The sequence below is a fragment of the Chlorogloeopsis sp. ULAP01 genome (assembly GCF_030381805.1).
Lineage (GTDB): Bacteria > Cyanobacteriota > Cyanobacteriia > Cyanobacteriales > Nostocaceae > Chlorogloeopsis.
In genome coordinates this window covers 197,979-212,605 of the sequence record NZ_JAUDRH010000010.1, presented here as the reverse complement: position 1 = coordinate 212,605, position 14,627 = coordinate 197,979, and the positions used below count along the sequence as shown (strand labels likewise).

Genomic DNA, 14,627 nt, shown 5'->3' with positions numbered 1-14,627 from the left:
TATACTAATGCCACAGTTTACTCAGTGGAGATTGATTTAGCCAACCCAAGAATAGCGATCGCTCTTCTTCAGGCATACCTTGTAGCTTATCAACCACTGAATGAGCAAAGTTAGTATTGCCAAAATAGCCTTTCCCTAGCTTATGCAGTTCTTGCAACAGGGTAATGATGTGATTTTCTTTCCAACTTGGTAATTTATCTTTTTGTGGATTCATCTCTAGCAGATTTTTGACTTCCTCTGGAGAAGAAACTTGAGGGAATTGCCACTGCTGAAGTTTGGCTGTAATTTCTTTCTTAAATAATGCCGCTTGCCTAGTACCTAAAAAGTCTTCTATATCCATGTATACGGCTTGTAGCAGCAAAATGCTTGCTTGAGTAAATATATCCAGTCTAGCGCGATCGCCTGTATCACCGCTAAGTTGATCTAGGCGAATTTTGCCCCAAACGCTAAAGCGATCTGGTTCCTCCAAAAGAACACAGGCTTTGCCCTGATTATCAGTAAAATCTCTCCATAAGGCTCTGGCTTCTTCTTCTTGGCTAGCTTTGAAGACGCTAATTAACCTAAAGGTTTGCCCCTGATAATGGAGGACAGGGATCTGCTGATCCCGTTTTGGGTGCTGAATAGTCGATATTTCAACATCCTGCTTTTTCAGAATAAACATGACACTGGCAAATAACTCCTCACAGGGGCATTCTTAATTAACATGGCAGATATCATAACTCTATTAGGGCAGAGTGACCCAGCGTCTTTGCGTGTTTTGTTGTGGTAACCGTCTTGCAAAACCTGACAAAAGGCATACGTCTAAACAAATTTATAAACTATACAAATATAGCTAACTTCACATCTTGCATTCCTACCAACATTTTGGAGTAGACAGCCCCGAAATCCTGATTACTAGGTTAAACCTGGTAACGAGAACTAGAGCCAAAGGCTCTCTCATGTCGTGACTTGAATTTTAGCCTCACAATCCTAAATTCCGCAATTTTAGATTGCATTATAGTAGGAGGACAGATAAAATAACTAAAAGTTAGTTTCAAATAGCCTCTTTTAAGAATGAGCGCGTAGCTCAGGTGGATAGAGCAACTGCCTTCTAAGCAGTTGGTCGCAGGTTCGAGTCCTGCCGCGCTCGTATGATATATAGGTTCTAGCTTACTTCTGCAAATGCCGCCCCTCGTACCGAACCGTAAGCATTTGTAAATAATGTGTTGAAAGGTGCCAAATCCAGGCACTCTTGTTCTAATGCATGATGGCGGCGTTAATCTTCAAAGAATAGTAAAAGCCTAACCACAAATTATTAGTGGTCTTAAACAGCAAGTCTATCAATTTGTGACAATCCCCGAATTACTGAAAATGAAAAATTGAGGGTAGGCTTTTTGTCTACCCTGTAAATTGCTCATTCACTCATCGCCGAAGCACAGCTTGTCGCTGCTAACCAAAGTTTGTACAGTAATAGCTCAGTGCGATCGCTTATGGTGGTAACAAACACACCTTTTACATCTTCAGAACCATCCGAAAGCCAAGAACCCCGCAAAGTAACTTCAATATAATTGGCATCACAGACGCACAAAATAATCGTTTCTCTCTCATCCCACTGCACCTCAAACTTGAGCTGTTCTAATCCTGGCAGATCGACAGGAAGCAAAAAGGAAGCACTGCTGGGTTCAACGCACAGACTTTGACCGACTCGCAATGCCAAAATCACTCGCTGCGCTACCCACTCCTCTAAGGATTGAGTCAGACACTCTAGGTGAAAGCTTGTTTCGGTATAAGTTAGTTTCAGCATTCCTCATGCTCTCATGCTATTCCAGGTTTATTTGCAAGTCCAACCAAAATTGTTCTGCAAAAGCGATCACCGGATGGACTGGTGCTTTTGGCGTGGTACGCAGGTGCATACCAATTTCTTTGAGGGTTCTGTCTCCTTTGGAGGAGTTACACCGTTCACAAGCAGCAACTACGTTATCCCAAGTATGTTGCCCGCCTCTAGAACGGGGAATCACGTGATCTAGTGTCAAATTTTTGCTACTACCACAATATTGGCAACTGTAACGATCTCGTCGCAATACTTCTCGCCTATTCACTGGCGAGACTTTCCATATTCGCTCGCAAGAAGTAATTTTCAAGCGAATCTGTTTTGGCACATACACTACCAAGCTAGGTGAATGAACTTGCCATCCGCTAACCGTGTTTATCTCTAGTGGTTCAGCCTTGTTGGTTACTAAAAGTACAATTGCGCGCTTGATATTTACCCGACACAATGGCAAGTAATTGTGAGAAAACACCACCACGGATTGCTCTAAAACTTGCGTTGCACTTGTCACGGTTTGACTCCTCATTTAAAAACCCCCGCTCCTTTCTTATTTGAAGCGGGGGTTGGGAATTGACCTTTTTTAAGTCTTTTATTCCTATATCGGTACAGTATCCTGGTGCCTGTACCTCCCGCTTTCTTCGTCTATTTGTGGTGCTCGATTAAGTACACTAATCCTGGCATATCTAAAATCACGATTACCCTCTGTGAATTGAAGATGCTTTCGGTTTCCACACCCCATAAATAAATACTCCACTTCCACGGCGGTTAATTCCCAATTGACTTGGGAGTTCTTAACATGCATGAAAGTAGAGTTGGGGTAAACGAATTTCACAGAAAATTTCACCTATTGAACATTCCTTTAAACATACTACACTTGTATTACTATCCTGTCTATAGTTTTAAGGAGAAAAAACTCATGCATACGATTGCTCGCACGCCAACCACCGATATGGAAGTCACCAGCATCAGATTAGAGCGAGAATTGAAAGATAAGTTGAAGGAACTAGCTGGCAATCAGGGATATCAAGCCTTGATCCGCGATATTCTCTGGAACTATGTCCAGCAAAAATCAGGAGAATGGAAACCCCGATTTTCCAAAGCTGATATTCGAGCTAGTATATCTGCCACTGCCCAGCAAGAGGAACGCTGTGTATTAACAGGCCAAGTCATTCAACCGCAACAACCGATGCTATTGGGACTAACAAGAAATGGCGATATGGTTCCTTTAAGTATCGAAAGCTTGGCTGGATAAATTTGGACTCAAGTGAGTGCAGCCTAGTTATTATTACTGGCATTTCAACTAGGCTGCATTCATAGTCGTTGGACTAGTAGACTTTAATATATATAATTAAAAAAATAAAAACTAAATACTTATTACATAAACTTATAACAAGATATGGTGGCTAACTTTGAAAAATTTTGCATTCAAAAATTTATCAAATAGCCGACTTTAAACAAATTCACCAGACACACAATATTAACCTAGTCAAAATTAAAAAAAATCTAAAAGAAAAGTATTAATAGTAAAAGCAAGGTTTTATTTGCTACTTTCCTACCAAAAGGATAAAAGTGTAATTTTATGCTTAATATATAGGTATCTGTGCTATTTAACTCAAGCTTATACTGATTTGTTAATCCAAATAACAATGAAAAAAATATTACATTTTTAAATCTATATTTAAGTATTAATTCGTATAAATTCATAAGATTTTTTCATAATTCCAGAGAAATTACGGTTTGTGTATAGTTACAAACAGGGTATTCTTAGGTCAAAGTTGGTAAATTAAGTAAACGCTTAATAAACAGCTATTATTCAGCTTCGGCATCTTAGTAGATTTTATGTATTCTATTACTCAATGCGTTTTGCATATAAGAATTGGCCATCTGGAATAGAAAGGGGCTATAACAAGTGAGAGAAGCTCTTGAAATTTAAAGATGTCTGACTCAGGAGGGTGTAGTCACACAAATGGAGTAAGCATATGGCAGGAGGTTTGGGTACAAAAACAATGGGGTCAAGATTCAAGAGCTTACCAGAAATAGAAAAGGGTTTGTCATCACCCCGACAGTGCATAAATAAAGTAGATCGACTCACACAATATCCGGTCAAACTGATGCAGTATGAGGAAGAACCAGCACTAAGGTTGGCACAAAAGATCAATCAAATTATCGCCAATAGCTCAACTGCAGCAGGTATGCTGCAAGATATAGCCCAAGTGCTAGGGATTGCATTTCAAGTAGATTGCTGCTGCTTAGTGACGTTTAAGGGTGAAGCATCCGGTGAAGAAATAATTGGGAACTGGTGTGCTCAAGAGTATTTTGGTTTGCAGCGTTCTGACGAAATATTTTCATTGGAACAATTGGATTTACCAGTAGTGCAGTGTGCTTGTGAACCAACCATAGAGGATATTTCAACAATTCAAGACAGCTTGGCTATAGGATGTCAATCTTTGCCGCTACCCATAAAAGCTGTTTTAGCAATTACTACTCGGTTTGGCACTAACAAAAACGGTGTAATTAGCCTGATTAAATCACAGATATACGATTGGAGTGAGTCGGAAAAACATTTGCTCAGAGCAGTGGAATCAGTTTGCGCGATCGCTTTTTCTCAAATAGCACAAGGACAGTTAATCGCTTCACAACAGCAGTATCTAGAAGTTTGCGCCCGGCATCAAAACCTAATTAAGCAATTGACGATCCTTGGTCGTAGCAATTTAGAATTAAACCAAATGCTGCAATTGGCGATCGCTTCAACTGCGGAGTCTTTGGGAGCAGATCGTGGTTTGCTCATACTTTTAAAATATGCTGATCCGCTATTTAGAACTTTGCCGAAAAGACAGATTCCCAAAGCGAAAGCAAATTTAGTAGGAGAATGGGTAAGAACTACAGAAAGTTTCCACTCCAGTAAATTAGATACTCAGGAGAATTCCTTTTGGCTCTCAGAATGTGGCGTGTGCCAGCGTGTGTTTAGCGAGTCTAGTAAAGCAATCATCCTGAATGACTACATGGATCGCAGCGATATGCTTCAGGTTGCACCAGTGTTTGGATTGGAGCAACTGCCTGCCATGCTGCTTATGCCTTTGGAAAGCCAAGGCAAAATCTTAGGATTTCTGGTGCTACAACAAGCAGAAGCTCGGATTTGGCAAGCAGCAGAAGTCAATATTATAGAAATGGTTTGCGCTCAAGTCAGTAATGTTATTATTCAAACGCAAACTCTGCGGCAGGTGCAGATGTTGGTGGATGAGCGTACAGCTCAATTACAGCGCAGTTTAGACGTTCAGGCTAAATTATACGAAAAACAAAGGCAATACGTAGAGCAACTGCGAGAACTCAACGAACTGAAAGATGAATTTTTAAGTAACATGAGCGATCGCTTGCGCTATCCTCTGACAAATATGCGTATGGCAATACGTATTCTACGTCAACCAGGAATCACACTAGAGCGGCAGACTAAGTATTTAGATATCTTAGAAGAAGAGTGTAGCAAGGAAATAAACTTGATTAATGACTTGCTGACGCTCCAGAAGCTAGAGACTCATCAAGAACGTCCACAATTTGAAACTATCGATTTAAATACAAGAATTCAAGAGATAGCTGCATCTTTTCAGAAAAAACTGGTAGATAACGGATTAAGAATTTATCTTGATTTGGCAAATCAAGCATTAGAGCTACAAACAGAACTAGAGAGCTTTGATCGAATTCTGCAAGAGTTGTTAACTAATGCTGGCAAATTTTCAGAAAGAGACACAGTTGTTCAACTACAAGCCGAGCACCAAGTTATCCAGCAAGTTGATCGAGTTATCATAAGGGTAATTAATATAGGAAATGGTATCTCTGAAGAAGAAGCCACCTATATATTCGATAAGTTCCGTCGTGGTAAAGGACGATGGATTCCAGGTACAGGCTTGGGGCTTGCCCTAGTTCAGTCCTTGGTACAGCATTTAAATGGGGAAATTGCGGTGGAAAGCATTCCGATTGAGAATACCAACCTCAGCAAAATCTGCTTTAGCTTAACCTTGCCCCAATTTTCTGATGAAAGCAAATCATATTCTGAAAGTGACTGAAGAACAATACACACCAGAAAAGCTCGATTCAATCGTCACTGAAGACGAAACCTACCTGGAAGAGGATTTGGCAGGTAATGCTCACCAATTGCAAGCTGTAGCAGTTCAGATTGAGAAAATCGCGGAGCGACAGCGGCAAATCACTGCTAAGATCCAAATTCCACAACCAGTGGCACAAGTCTGGAAAGTGCTTACAGATTACGAAGCGTTGGCTGATTTTATTCCTAACTTAGCTACAAGTCGTCTGTTGGAGCATCCCAATGGTGGTATTCGCTTAGAGCAAATTGGCTCTCAACGCTTTTTGCGCTTTAATTTTTCTGCTCGTGTGGTTCTCGATCTAGAAGAAAAATTCCCACAGGAAATTACTTTCCGGATGGTAGAAGGAGATTTTAAAGATTTTTCTGGATGTTGGGGCTTAGAGCCTTATTCTCTCGCCCAAGAAATGGGGACTAATCTTTGCTACATATTGAGAGTTTGGCCGAAACGCACTATGCCAGTAGGAATCATTGAACGTCGGCTAGCCAAAGATTTACAACTCAATCTACTTGCAATTCGCCAACGTGTAGAGGTGTTAGCAAGTTAAACAACTGCTGATGACGCATCTAGATATTACTCGCGTCATCATTAATATTCTCGATTCACAAATTTTCGCAGCGCATTTGATTCACAATTAATATTTATTCGTAAAGTGTTGGTGAAATAATGTAGAAATCCTCAAGACTATCACAGGAGTACTTCTACATGATATTACCTGCGAAAACACACAAAAAGAAGAAATTTAAAATGAACCTTTGCCCTTTTCATGTTTACGCATCTACTTGAGATACCCCCAGGGGAATTCGAATCCCCGTTACCTCCGTGAAAGGGAGGTGTCCTAGGCCTCTAGACGATGGGGGCGCGTGGTTCACACTTTTATAAATCTAACTGTTTTTACAGTTGATGTCAACAGGTTTTGTGAATAAATTTCTAGCAATATTTTCAATTGCAGCAGCTACACTGGTTGGAAGTAAAAGTTATTGACAGCGAATGCTCAAAAAAATACACTTTTGGGGCAAGTATCATTATGCAGCGCTTATATCTCAAGCGTTAGCATCAACTTATGTTTGACCGACTCAAAAATGCTGTAATATATACAACTAAGTATGAAACAACTTCTCTATTTAGTAAAGAATGGGGGTGTGGTATCGCATCCACAAAAGCGAAGATTTACCATTCTTTACCAAAGATTTTGAAAAATAGCGCTCAAAATCTAGCACATGGAAGCATCTTTTGAAATCACCCTGCAAATGGTGATCGCAGTTGTTGCAGGCATTAGCGCTCAGGTACTGGCAGCATATCTGCGGGTACCCAGCATTGTATTTTTATTATTGTTTGGCATCTTGCTTGGCTCTGATGGCATTGGAGTGTTACACCCGCATTTGTTGGGTACTGGGCTAGAAGTGATTGTTGCTTTAGGAACGGCAATAATTTTGTTTGAAGGCGGACTGAGTCTGGAATTGCAAGAGTTAAACAAAGTCTCCACAAGCTTGCAACTACTTGTCACCTTGGGAACTCTGATCACGTTGCTTGGTGGCAGCATGGCGGCTCATTGGTTGGGGGAGTTTCCTTGGCCGATCGCTTTTCTGTTCGCTTCTTTGGTTGTGGTTACAGGGCCGACTGTAATCAGTCCCCTGCTAAAACATATTAATGTGGAGCGACAAGTTGCTACCCTGTTGGAAGGAGAAGGAGTTTTAATTGACCCAGTCGGAGCCATTCTTGCTGTCGTGGTACTAAACACAATCTTAAACGACAATGCCGACCCCCTGATTGCCATTAGCAGTTTATTTATGCGCCTCAGTATTGGCGGGGCTATTGGTGCTGCGGGTGGTTGGCTGATGGCTTTGATTTGCAAGCGTGCCAGTTTTCTTTCCTTTGAGGTGAAAAACCTGGTTGTACTAGCTGGCTTGTGGGGCTTATTTGCACTCGCACAAATGATCCGTAGCGAGTCGGGGCTAATGGCAACTGTGGTGGCAGGACTTGTATTTGGAGCTGCTTCGGTACCAGAAGAACGCTTACTGCGGCATTTTAAAGGTCAACTGACGATTTTTTGTGTCTCAGTGCTATTTATCCTCCTAGCAGCCGATTTATCGATTGCTAGTGTGTTTGCCTTGGGTTGGGGCAGTTTATTTACTGTTCTGGCATTGATGTTTGTTGTTCGTCCGATTAATATTCTCTTGTGTACGTGGAATAGTGACCTCAACTGGCGACAAAAACTGTTTCTGAGTTGGGTAGCCCCTCGCGGAATTGTTTCTGCTTCTGTTGCTTCCTTATTTGCAATTTTGCTGACAGAGCATGGCATCAATGGTGGTGATGCAATTAAAGCCTTGGTTTTTTTGACAATTATCATGACAGTGTTTTGCCAAGGTTTAACTGCTGGTTGGATTGCTAAATGGCTGCAAATTACGCCCAAAGAGTCTGCTGGAGCAGTTATTGTTGGTTGTAATCCTTTGAGTATTTTGGTTGCTCGCCTGCTGCAAGAACGGGGAGAACCAGTAGTAATGATTGATACTGATCAAGAAGCTAGCCAAAAAGCCCAAGCACAAAATCTTCAGGTGATAACTAGCAGTGCTTTAGATGCTAATGTTCTAGAAGAAGCAGGACTGTCTGCTATGGGGACTTTTCTGGCTATGACCACAAATGGTGAGGTAAATTTTGTTTTGGCACAACGAGCGGCAGAGGAGTTTAACCCGCCACGGGTGTTAGCTGTTTTCCCTCGCGATCCGCAAGCTAATAATTCGACAAATAAAACCAAAGTTAACCAAGCTTTTCTGAGCGACTTGCAAATTAAAACTTGGATTCAGTACCTGAACGATGAGCAAGTGAAGTTAGGGATCTCAACTCTCAAGGAGAATGGTTTTTCTTTGCAAAAGGTGCAATTGCAGGCATTAATCCGCACTGGTGAATTAGTACCCCTATTTTTAGAACGGGATGAGAAATTGCAGATTATGCCTGCGGGCGAACCTTGGCAGGCAGGCGATCGCATTATCTACCTACTGCACGATCCTAGACCAAACCTTTTAAAACGTCTTTCTGGTGCTAGTCAATCTACTCGCCTTTCCCTAGAAAAATTACCAGAAGTTGAAGAAGTGCCGATCAATAAATTATCTCAACTCTCTGCTAGTGACGTTCCTGCACCTTGAATTAACTGTTGGGAGTTACTAACTTCAGAGTTTACTCCTTCTCGCTGCATTTGCTTTTCTTGCCACAGCGTGCTTAACAAATGCACCACAGAAATAATGATGGCAGCGAGCGAGAGAATGTAACTGTGGATTGTGTAAAGACGCTGGATCGTGAGTGTACTAATCGCACCACCAGTCAGAATTTCTCGCAGTTGTGAACCAATTAAAGGAATTGCTTCGATTGTTCCCAACTCAATGCTAAAACGCCAGAAGCCTTCTTGATCCCAGCTTAAGATCATCGCTGTCCATGACAACCCAATCGCCATTAAGATAAACAAAATCCCACTGATCCAAGCTGCTAGCCAACTCTTGCGATAGCGTCTGCCCAAAAACATCACCACAATTTGCACCAGAGCGATCGCAATTACTGCATTACCAGCAATATTGTGGGCTTTACGGAATAACCAACCGTAAGGTACTTGCTCTGAAATCATTTTCAAAGACTGGTAAGCTCTCCCTGCTGCAGGCTCGTAATAAAAAGACAGCAAAATTCCAGTAGAAGCAGCAATAAAGGACAGCGTAATGATTACGACTGAGAGTATCGTTGCTATGCGCCGTATCACCCTATCGAACTCGGTGTTTTGCATGGCTCACCGCTCCTTTGCTTAGCTAAATACATATTTTTATTACAAGTCTAGCTAAGAAAAGTTAAGAGTGGTGAAGATTTATTGGTCATTGGTCATTTGTTAGTGGTTAGTGGTTAGTAGGGGCGGGTTTTGTTGATTATCCTTGGGTTAAAACCGACAATTTATCTTCTAAACCCGCCCGTACAGTAGTTGGTTGTTCTCCTCTGCTCCTGGTGCTTTCTTGTCCCCCTCCTCTTTTCTAGGCTGTAGGGTTAAGAGCGTCGCGAATAATTGTTAAACCCAAAGCTTTGTAAGCAACTAGCATTTCATCAGATACTATCGGTGCAGTGACAAGATAAGTGAGTGCATGAATTGACTCCACGACATACGGAGCAGCAGTATCTAACTTTTGTGCTGTTGCTAATCCAACTACCTCTGCTGCTCCAGCAATCATTGCTCGTTTGACGTGGGCTTCGTCTAAGTTCTGCACACTAATTCCAATTTCTGGATGTAGACTGCACACCCCTAGCATGCACAAATCTGCACGAATCATGCGTAATGATTCAATTGTCGCAGCACCCACATTTACTAAGGCTTTTTTGTAGAGTTGTCCGCCCAGCATCACAACTTTAATGTTGGGATGCTCTGCTAGGGCAATGGCAATTGGAGGGCTATTTGTGACTACTGTTGCTTGCAAATCTAAAGGCAAATGACGAGCTACTTGGAGCGTTGTTGTACCCCCATCTAAAATTACCACTTGCCCAGGACAAACCAATTTTGCTGCTGCACGAGCGATCGCTTCTTTTTCTTTGGGTGCTTGTTTTTGGCGATCAGCATAACTGGCGATCGCAGGAGAAGCCAGTAGCGCTCCTCCATGCACGCGCTGCAATAAACCAGATTCAGCTAGTTCCCGCAGATCCCGACGAATTGTATCTTCGGAAACCTTAAGAACTGTACTAAGTTCCGATGAAAGCACCTTTTTATCACGATGAAGAATATTTAAGATTAATTGTCGTCGCTCCGCAGTTAGCATGACTAGTTTTCCTGAAGTTGCACATTTCATCTTGAAATTGCACGTTTGTGAGTTTATACTTATTTTGTGAGTTTATACTCATAGGCGTGCAGGTTTTTGCATATTTGGGATTACTTTTAAATAATTCAAGCACATTCGTGCATAGGGGAAGTAAAAGGGACTAGGGGCTAGGGACTGGGGACTAGGGACTAGGGACTGGGGACTAGGGACTAGGGACTAAGAATCAAGAAATCTTAATACCCCATCCCTCATACCCAATCACCAATCCCCAATCCCCAATACCTAATCACCAGTACCCAGTACCCAATCACCAATCACCAGTACCCAATCACCAGTACCCTCTTTCCCAAGGAATTAAGTCATGACTTTTACTGACATCAAATTTCCCATAGAACTCGGTGCTTACAAACCTCTGGCACTTAATCCGGCGAATGCGACTCTGAAGACTGAGCAAAGAGAGATCCTCAAAGCAAACATTCAACTTTGCCGTGATGCGATCGTTTTCTTCACAGCGACTGGGGCAGCTAAAGGAGTAGGTGGTCATACTGGTGGCCCTTATGACACAGTACCAGAGGTGATGATTCTCGACGCATTTTTTCGAGGAGCATCAGATCAGTTTGTACCAATTTTCTTCGATGAGGCAGGACATCGAGTAGCAACTCAGTACTTAATGGCAGCCCTGCATGGAAATTTACCACCCGAGCAACTCCTGCGTTATCGCGAAGCACACTCAACCTTACCGGGACATCCCGAATTGGGACTAACTCCTGGTGTAAAATTTAGCTCTGGGCGGTTGGGGCATATGTGGCCGTATGTCAATGGCGTGGCAATGGCAAATCCAGGCAAAGTAGTTTTCTGTCTTGGTTCTGACGGTTCTCAGCAGGAAGGTAACGACGCCGAAGCAGCGCGCTTGGCTGTTGCTCAGTATCTCAACGTCAAGTTAATTATTGACGATAATGACGTGACGATCGCCGGACATCCTTCTAAATACCTGCCCGGTTTCAGCGTTGCTAAAACCTTACAAGGGCACGGTTTGAAGGTACTAGAGGGAGATGGGGAAGACTTAGATGATTTATATAGCCGTCTGTGCGAAGCAGTGACTACTCCAGGGCCGATCGCTATAATCAACAAACGTCCCATGTGTCCCGGTATTGAAGGCTTAGAAGGCTCCAATCACGGACATGACGTGATTTCGGTAGATTTGGCAATTAAATATCTGGAATCTCGCGGACAGACGGCTGCTGTCGAACACCTCAAGAGTATTACCAAACCCAAACAAACCTATACTTTCCTCGGTTCAGGTAACGAATGGGGTGCTAACCGCAATGTGTTTGGTGAAGCAGTAGTTGCCGTGCTGAGTCGCATGAGCGAAACAGAGCGCAAGCAAAAAGTCATGGTGATCGATAGCGATTTGGAAGGCTCTTGTGGTTTAAAGAAGATTCACGATGCCTACCCAGAAATTTTTGTTCCCTCCGGCATTATGGAGCGAGGTAACTTCTCTGCTGCTGCCGGATTTGGAATGGAGGAAGGAAAACAAGGTATTTTCGCAACCTTCAGCGCTTTCTTGGAAATGTGCATCTCAGAAATTACGATGGCACGGCTGAACTACTCGAATGTACTTTGCCACTTTTCTCATGCGGGTATAGATGACATGGCAGATAACACCTGCCACTTCGGTTTAAATAATATGTTCGCTGACAATGGCTTGGATGATGGCTACGAAACACGTCTGTACTTTCCAGCTGATGTGAATCAGATGAAAGCCTGTGTGGAAGCTGTATTCTTTGAGCCTGGGCTGCGGTTTATTTTCTCCACTCGTTCCAAGGTACCCAATATCAAGGACAGTAATAATAATGACTTGTTTGGTAGCAGCTACAAATTTGTTCCCGGTAAAGATGAGGTGGTTAGAGAGGGAACGCAAGGCTACATCATCAGCTTTGGCGATGCTCTTTATCGCGCCCTTGATGCTGTAGAGCGTCTCAAGCAAGAAGGGTTAGATGTCGGTTTGATTAATAAATCAACCCTGAACGTTATCGATGAAGAAATGATGGCTAAAATTGGTAACGCTCCCTTCGCTTTGGTAGTAGAATCCTTTAACCGTCGCACCGGATTGGGTAGCCGTTTTGGTTCCTGGCTGTTAGAGCGCGATTATACTCCCAAATATGCTTATCTTGGCACTCATCACGAAGGTTGCGGCGGTTTGTGGGAACAATTCCCCCATCAAGGCATAGATCCAGTGAGCATTATGAATAAAGTCAAGGAGTTAGTTAAATAGTCGTCACCTTAAAGGGTGCGGCTACACAAACGAAGCCTGTTTCTGGCAGGCTTTGTTTGTATAGCCCCAGGCTTGAGCCTGTGGGCTGATCGCCAACTCAAATTGGAGCGATCGCGTGGGCATCGTCGTCAGGTTGGTTAAATTGTGCTTACAATTCAATTATTTTGATAAATATTCTACTTGCGGTTGGAAAAGAAAGGATGAGGTGATCGCAAATAGGATGCGAGAACTTGAGCCAGATTATAGTGTATTAGGTTGATGCGGAGAGATTCTAACGATGAAGTGATTAGCTGGGGTTAAGGTAACATAAAATATTTCATATTTTTGTAAGAATTTTAATCAGGAAGTGGGGGGAATATAACAAGAGAAATATTCTAAATTATCCCCCAGTTCCTCTGGCTTTGCTCCTGAATTAGATGTTTGTAGGTTATTCTCCTCACACGATCGCAACACCTCTAATATTTTTGCTCTTGGATTAAAGCTTGAAAGCGTTCATCAGAGCGGATTCTGTCAAAGTCTGAGTTATTGGCGACGATTGGTAGGTATGTTTCTGGACTAAGGTTAATTGCTTGTTGTAGGTTCTCAATTGCTGCTGCGATATTGTTCTGTGAGGCATAACAGCGAGCTTTGCTGTACCAGACGACAGGATCTTTGGGTTGTAACTCTGCTGCTTGGTTGTAGTCTTTCATCGCATCTTCGTAATACCCTAATTTTTCCCAAGACAAACCTCGGTTTAGTAGAGCTTTGTGATGGTTGGGTTGAATTGTTAAGGCACGATCGAAGCTGGCAATGGCTTTGTGATAACGCCCCCACTCATTCAACGTTACGCCTCGATTATGCCAAGCCAACACGTTATTCACGAAGAACTCAATGGCGCGATCGTAGCTATTGAGAGCCTCTTCGTAGCGCTTCAGTTGTCTAAGAGCATTACCTCTGTTGTTCCATGCCCAATAGGCATCGGCTTGCAATTTCAAGGTGCGCTCAAAACTAGCGATCGCCTTTTCATATAGTCCCAAATCGCACAAGGTGAGACCGCGATTATGCCAAGCAGTAGCAGCATTGGGGTTAAATTCAATCGCTCGCTCAAAGCTATTGAGAGCATCTAGGTGGCGTTCTAACTTTCCTAGAGCTATCGCTCGGTTGTGCCAAACCCAACAGTCATCGGTACGTAATTTGATAGTTTCGTCAAAACAAGCGATCGCATCTTTGTGACGACCTAAGGAACCGAGAGCAAAACCTTTTTGAAATAAGGCTTCCGGATAATCTGGCTTACATCTGAGTGCTTTATCAAAGCTAGCGATCGCCGCTTCAAACTTTTGGACGTTATTCCTTCGCAACCCTTGCTGGAAAAAAAATTCTGCCTCCACATTTAGGGTGAGTTTAAAGGAGTTTGGCATCATACCTTAGGATGAAATTTATTTTTCCGATTCACAAAACAATAACATAACTTCATAGCCAAATTCCTAATTGATTTTTATTGCAAATCTAAAACCTTTCTTTAGGGTGTTGCGCAAAGTCGCAAAATGCGGGTTAGGTATTGGGTACTGGGTACTGGGGGTTAGGTATTGGGTACTGGTGATTGGGTACTGGGTACTGGTGATTAGGTACTGGGTACTGGGGATTAGGTACTGGGTACTGGTGATTGGGTACTGGGTACTGGTGATTAG

The 14,627-nt window shown here is 42.6% G+C and carries 12 protein-coding genes, 2 tRNA genes and 1 pseudogene; 8 read left to right on the top strand and 7 right to left on the bottom strand.

Annotation, left to right across the window (positions count from 1 at the left end; translation table 11 throughout):
* Window positions 1–4 precede the first annotated feature (4 nt).
* Window positions 5–661: an Npun_F0813 family protein gene (locus QUB80_RS20705; RefSeq protein ID WP_289791395.1), complete on the bottom strand. Its 657-nt coding sequence runs from the start codon at window positions 659–661 to the stop codon at window positions 5–7.
* 394 nt (window positions 662–1,055) lie between these two features.
* Between QUB80_RS20705 and QUB80_RS20700 the strand changes: the two genes are divergently transcribed.
* Together QUB80_RS20700 and QUB80_RS35275 are read left to right on the top strand one after the other, a co-directional pair.
* Window positions 1,056–1,129, top strand: a tRNA-Arg gene (locus QUB80_RS20700).
* Window positions 1,130–1,148: 19 nt separating this feature from the next.
* Window positions 1,149–1,362 (top strand): annotated as a pseudogene (locus QUB80_RS35275) (polysaccharide deacetylase family protein); the annotation flags it as partial.
* Between the two features lie 31 nt (window positions 1,363–1,393).
* On the opposite strand, the gene QUB80_RS20690 reads toward QUB80_RS35275, so the two are convergent.
* Both QUB80_RS20690 and QUB80_RS20685 read right to left on the bottom strand, forming a co-directional pair.
* The gene (locus tag QUB80_RS20690; protein ID WP_289791394.1) at window positions 1,394–1,783 is read right to left on the bottom strand and encodes an alr0857 family protein; all 390 of its coding nucleotides are present in this window, start codon (window positions 1,781–1,783) and stop codon (window positions 1,394–1,396) included.
* A gap of 16 nt (window positions 1,784–1,799) precedes the next feature.
* Window positions 1,800–2,318: an HNH endonuclease gene (locus QUB80_RS20685; protein WP_289791393.1), complete on the bottom strand. Its 519-nt coding sequence runs from the start codon at window positions 2,316–2,318 to the stop codon at window positions 1,800–1,802.
* A 405-nt stretch (window positions 2,319–2,723) separates the two neighbouring features.
* On the opposite strand from QUB80_RS20685, the gene QUB80_RS20675 reads away from it, so the two are divergent.
* The 3 genes from QUB80_RS20675 (at window position 2,724) to QUB80_RS20665 (ending at window position 6,451) form a co-directional block, all read left to right on the top strand.
* On the top strand, window positions 2,724–3,059 hold the full coding sequence (locus QUB80_RS20675; RefSeq protein ID WP_289791391.1) for a ribbon-helix-helix domain-containing protein: 336 nt from the start codon (window positions 2,724–2,726) through the stop codon (window positions 3,057–3,059).
* A 727-nt stretch (window positions 3,060–3,786) separates the two neighbouring features.
* Window positions 3,787–5,868, top strand: a complete 2,082-nt coding sequence (locus QUB80_RS20670) for a GAF domain-containing sensor histidine kinase (protein ID WP_289791390.1) — start codon at window positions 3,787–3,789, stop codon at window positions 5,866–5,868.
* Window positions 5,837–6,451, top strand: coding sequence for an SRPBCC family protein (locus QUB80_RS20665; RefSeq protein ID WP_289791389.1), 615 nt, complete (start codon window positions 5,837–5,839; stop codon window positions 6,449–6,451). The genes QUB80_RS20670 and QUB80_RS20665 overlap by 32 nt, the downstream gene beginning before the upstream one ends.
* 241 nt (window positions 6,452–6,692) lie before the next feature.
* Here the strand turns inward: QUB80_RS20665 and QUB80_RS20660 are convergent.
* Window positions 6,693–6,765 (bottom strand) — tRNA-Glu (locus QUB80_RS20660).
* 359 nt (window positions 6,766–7,124) lie between these two features.
* On the opposite strand from QUB80_RS20660, the gene QUB80_RS20655 reads away from it, so the two are divergent.
* Window positions 7,125–9,047 carry a cation:proton antiporter gene (locus QUB80_RS20655; RefSeq protein ID WP_289791388.1) on the top strand — a complete coding sequence of 641 codons (1,923 nt, stop codon included), beginning with the start codon at window positions 7,125–7,127 and terminating at the stop codon, window positions 9,045–9,047.
* Here QUB80_RS20655 and QUB80_RS20650 read toward each other — a convergent pair.
* Window positions 9,014–9,673, bottom strand: coding sequence for a cytochrome b N-terminal domain-containing protein (locus QUB80_RS20650; RefSeq protein WP_289791387.1), 660 nt, complete (start codon window positions 9,671–9,673; stop codon window positions 9,014–9,016). The genes QUB80_RS20655 and QUB80_RS20650 overlap by 34 nt on opposite strands.
* 238 nt (window positions 9,674–9,911) lie before the next feature.
* A complete protein-coding gene (locus QUB80_RS20645; RefSeq protein ID WP_289791386.1) occupies window positions 9,912–10,685 on the bottom strand; it encodes a DeoR/GlpR family DNA-binding transcription regulator in 774 nt (257 codons plus the stop codon).
* A 361-nt stretch (window positions 10,686–11,046) separates the two neighbouring features.
* Here QUB80_RS20645 and QUB80_RS20640 point away from each other — a divergent pair, with 361 nt between their 5' ends.
* Together QUB80_RS20640 and QUB80_RS20635 are read left to right on the top strand one after the other, a co-directional pair.
* Window positions 11,047–12,960 carry a thiamine pyrophosphate-binding protein gene (locus QUB80_RS20640; protein WP_289791385.1) on the top strand — a complete coding sequence of 638 codons (1,914 nt, stop codon included), beginning with the start codon at window positions 11,047–11,049 and terminating at the stop codon, window positions 12,958–12,960.
* A gap of 15 nt (window positions 12,961–12,975) precedes the next feature.
* A complete protein-coding gene (locus tag QUB80_RS20635; RefSeq protein ID WP_289791384.1) occupies window positions 12,976–13,101 on the top strand; it encodes a hypothetical protein in 126 nt (41 codons plus the stop codon).
* A gap of 314 nt (window positions 13,102–13,415) precedes the next feature.
* Here QUB80_RS20635 and QUB80_RS20630 read toward each other — a convergent pair whose 3' ends face one another.
* Entirely contained in the window at window positions 13,416–14,357 is a 942-nt protein-coding gene (locus tag QUB80_RS20630; protein ID WP_289791481.1) for a tetratricopeptide repeat protein, read from the bottom strand.
* Window positions 14,358–14,627 lie beyond the last annotated feature (270 nt).